The sequence below is a fragment of the Sphingomonas bacterium genome, assembly GCF_903643065.1.
Taxonomy (GTDB): Bacteria; Pseudomonadota; Alphaproteobacteria; order Sphingomonadales; family Sphingomonadaceae; genus Sphingomonas.
In genome coordinates this window covers 1-3,179 of the sequence record NZ_CAHJWX010000365.1, presented here as the reverse complement: position 1 = coordinate 3,179, position 3,179 = coordinate 1, and the positions used below count along the sequence as shown (strand labels likewise).

The 3,179-nt window shown below is 67.6% G+C and carries 4 protein-coding genes; 1 reads left to right on the top strand and 3 read right to left on the bottom strand.

The window, feature by feature from the left end; all coding sequences use genetic code 11:
• Positions 1 to 15: 15 nt before the first annotated feature.
• Genes HUU95_RS14800 through HUU95_RS12085 form a run of 3 tightly spaced genes read right to left on the bottom strand, consistent with a single transcriptional unit; the run spans position 16 to position 1,557 of the window.
• Complete coding sequence (locus tag HUU95_RS14800) at positions 16 to 216, bottom strand: type II toxin-antitoxin system PemK/MazF family toxin (protein WP_174280335.1); 201 nt, start codon at positions 214 to 216, stop codon at positions 16 to 18.
• Positions 210 to 464 carry a hypothetical protein gene (locus tag HUU95_RS12090; protein ID WP_174280334.1) on the bottom strand — a complete coding sequence of 85 codons (255 nt, stop codon included), beginning with the start codon at positions 462 to 464 and terminating at the stop codon, positions 210 to 212. The genes HUU95_RS14800 and HUU95_RS12090 overlap by 7 nt, the downstream gene beginning before the upstream one ends.
• Positions 465 to 477: 13 nt before the next feature.
• The gene (locus HUU95_RS12085) at positions 478 to 1,557 is read right to left on the bottom strand and encodes a fatty acid desaturase family protein (RefSeq protein ID WP_254602778.1); all 1,080 of its coding nucleotides are present in this window, start codon (positions 1,555 to 1,557) and stop codon (positions 478 to 480) included.
• 154 nt (positions 1,558 to 1,711) lie between these two features.
• On the opposite strand from HUU95_RS12085, the gene HUU95_RS12080 reads away from it, so the two are divergent.
• Positions 1,712 to 2,860, top strand: a complete 1,149-nt coding sequence (locus tag HUU95_RS12080; RefSeq protein WP_174280332.1) for an N-acetyltransferase — start codon at positions 1,712 to 1,714, stop codon at positions 2,858 to 2,860.
• The last annotated feature ends 319 nt before the right edge of the window (positions 2,861 to 3,179 follow it).

The window sequence follows — 3,179 nt, the reverse complement described above, 5'->3', positions numbered from 1 at the left end:
GGCCAGCAGCTTGAATCAGACTTCTTCGACCAGGGGAATCCCAAACCGATTCAGCCCAGATGACTCAGACTCTAGCGGCACGCAGAGCACCGTCGCCAACGTGCTGGCGTTGAAGCGGTCGGACTGCACCACCAGCACCGGCCGCGTATAGCCCAGCTCCGACCCTGCGGGATCACTGGCGTCCGCCCACCAAATGTCGCCCTGCGCGATTACCACTCAGTGCGAGCCAGAACCGATCTGGACGCCGCCCGCGTCCACTCATCAAGCTCGGTGCCGACCTCGGCGATGACGGTGTTCATCGCCACCGTGACCGAGTCCTCCTCATGAGTTTCAATGAACGCTTGCAGGGCACGTGCGTAAAGGGCGCTGCGCGACGTTTGAAGCCGCTTCGCGAGAGCATCGGCTTTGGAGAACGTCCGATCCGGGATGGAGACGGCGACTTTCATACCGCTGGTATGACCCATCGTAGCCGGATCGTCAACGCAGCCCCAGCGTACTCCGCCCGATCTTCGCCACCAGATGCGGCAGCCCCGCATAGCTCGCCTGGTGGAATGGCGAGCCCGCCTCCAACGCCGCAGTCAGCCGGCGATGCGCTTCGCCCAGCGCGTGATACGGCAGGCCCGGCAACAAATGATGGAGCGCATGGTAGCGCAGGCCGACCGGCGCCCACAGCATCGGCAGCAGCGCGGGTGGTGGCACGTTGACGCTGTCGAGATATTGCGCGGTGACGCTCATCGGCTCGCCGTCATTCTCCCACAGATGCGCGACCAGCGTGCGAACCTGATTAATCACCGCGACCAGCGACGCGATCGCGAAGCCGATCGCGAACGCGCGGAACGGCAGCGTGCCGGTCGCGACCAGCGCGATCAGCGTCATCGCCCAGAGCGCGCAGGCGGTTTCGAGCCGATCCCAATGGCGCTTCGCCTCGCCCTCGGGCGCGCGGCGGCGGAAGCCGGGATTAATCGCCAGCGCCGAATAGCGCTCGACCACCGCGCGGCGCAGGCCGGGCACCACGACCGACAGGGGCGCGAGCACGCCGTAGCGGATCAGCAACCCCAAGGGCGCCAGCGCGCTGACCGCGACGAACACGGGCAGGGTCCACGGCTTCATCAGCGCGAGCGGGAGGTATTCCGGGTCCTGGCTGGTGCCATAGCGGGTCTTGGCGTGATGCAGATTGTGCACGCCCTCGTACATGAACGAGGGGATCAGCATCGGCACGCCGACCAGCGCATCGAACCCGCGCCGGAAGCCACGCATCGGCCCGGCATGCTTGAGGTGGCTGATCTCGTGGATGAAGCTCATCGCGCGATAGAGCGCCAGCACCGCCACCACGCCCGCGACCCAGGCGAGCGCGCCCGGCAGCATCGTCGCACCGACCAGCGCCAGGTAGCCGAGCGCCGCCGACCCCCCCAGGTCGAGCCAGTACAGCCCCGGTCGGGGTGCGATCAGGTCGCGCGTCAGCTCGGCGGCGGCGCGCAACATCGCCTTGTCATCGCCGACCTTCGCCGCGACGGGCAGCGCGCGCGCCGCGGCTGCGTCAATGGTCAGGGTGCTCATCGCGGTCGCCATGATCGCAAGATAGTGGCCTGAGCATGGCAATCCAACTCACCGCGTCATGTCGGCGCAGGGTTGTGCCGATCGTCGCGCTCGCGCAATGAACCGTCGTCAGCCGCGCCCCTGACGCGGATGCCGGCGTGACGGAAAGGGATCCATGCCGCTCGCCATCCGCCCGATCAGCAGCAAGGCCGACCGCAAGCGCTTCGTCGACCTGCCGTTCCGCTTGTACGCGGACGATCCGCACTGGGTGCCGCCGCTCAAGGGCGAGGCGCTGGGGCTGATCACGCCGGAGAAGAACGGCTGGTATTCCCATGCCAAGGCGCAGCTGTTCCTGGCGGAGGACGGGGGCCGCGTCGTCGGCCGCATCTCCGCGCACATCGACACGCTGGCGCTGACCATGCCGGCGGCGCAGGGCTTTGGCCCGGGCGTGGGGCAATGGGGGCTGATGGAGGCCGAGCGGCCCGACGTCTTCCGGGCGCTGCTCGCCACCGCCGAGGGCTGGTTGCGCGAGCAGGGGATGACGCACGCGCTCGGCCCCATCTCCCAGTCGATCTGGGAAGAGCCCGGCTTGCTGATCGACGGCTTCGACCACCCGCCGACGATCATGATGGGGCATGCCAAGGCCGAATATCGGGGCTGGATCGAGGCGGCGGGCTATGCGCCGGTCAAGCGGATGATGACCTATGACCTCGACATCACGCAGGAATTCCCCCCGATCGTCAAGCGCATCATCAAGTCGGGCGAGGCGAACAAGCGCATCGTCGTGCGCGAGGTGAACAAGAAGAAGTTCGAGGAGGAGGCCGCGATCATCCTCGCCATCCTGAACGACGCGTGGAGCAGCAACTGGGGCTTCGTGCCCCTCACTCCGCCCGAGATCAAGGACGTCGGCGTCAAGCTGAAGCCGATCGTGTTCAACGACCTGATCCGCATCGCCGAGCTGGACGGCAAGCCCGTCGCCTTCATGATCACGCTGCCGGACCTAAACGAGGCGATCAAGCCGCTGCATGGCTCGCTGCTCCCGTTCGGCTGGGCCAAGCTGCTCCTGTGGCTGCGCGCGCCCAAGGTGCGCACGGTGCGCGTGCCGCTGATGGGCGTCGTCAAGGAGCTGCAGGCGAGCCGCATGGCGTCCCAGCTCGCCTTCATGATGATCGAGTATATCCGCGAGGCCTCCGTGCGCGTCTACGGCGCCAGCCGGGGCGAGATCGGCTGGATCCTGGAGGGCAATCAGGGGATGCGCTCGATCGCGGAGACGATCGAGAGCCGGGTCAACAAGGTCTATCAGGTCTACGGGCGCGATCTGTAGGCCGCCCTGCCCGCCGACCACCTCCAGCGCGCTTTCACCGTCCACCGTTCAACTCACCGCAGCTCCGGCGCGCCCCGTCCCGCCGCGCGAACACCGGTATTGTCTTGGTAACCACGTTGCGACCAGGCCTCGCTTCGTCCGGTGGCGGTGGCCAGCGGACGGGTTCGCGCAGGCGGTTTGAAGCGCCAGCGCCAGGGGTGGAACGATCGATGATATTCTCCCGCGCGGCCGTGGCGATCCTGGTTCTGGTGTCGGGTGGCGCGGCGATCGCGGCCGAGCCCGTGCCGGCGGCGGCGACCAGCGCGGTGACGCCGGCGGC

What these genes read in the sequence shown, in the direction of transcription:
- HUU95_RS12090 (WP_174280334.1), bottom strand. Translation starts at nt 464, where the DNA reads ATGGGTCATACCAGCGGTATGAAAGTCGCCGTCTCCATCCCGGATCGG.
- HUU95_RS12085 (WP_254602778.1), bottom strand. Translation starts at nt 1,557, where the DNA reads ATGAGCACCCTGACCATTGACGCAGCCGCGGCGCGCGCGCTGCCCGTC.
- HUU95_RS12080 (WP_174280332.1), top strand. Translation starts at nt 1,712, where the DNA reads ATGCCGCTCGCCATCCGCCCGATCAGCAGCAAGGCCGACCGCAAGCGC.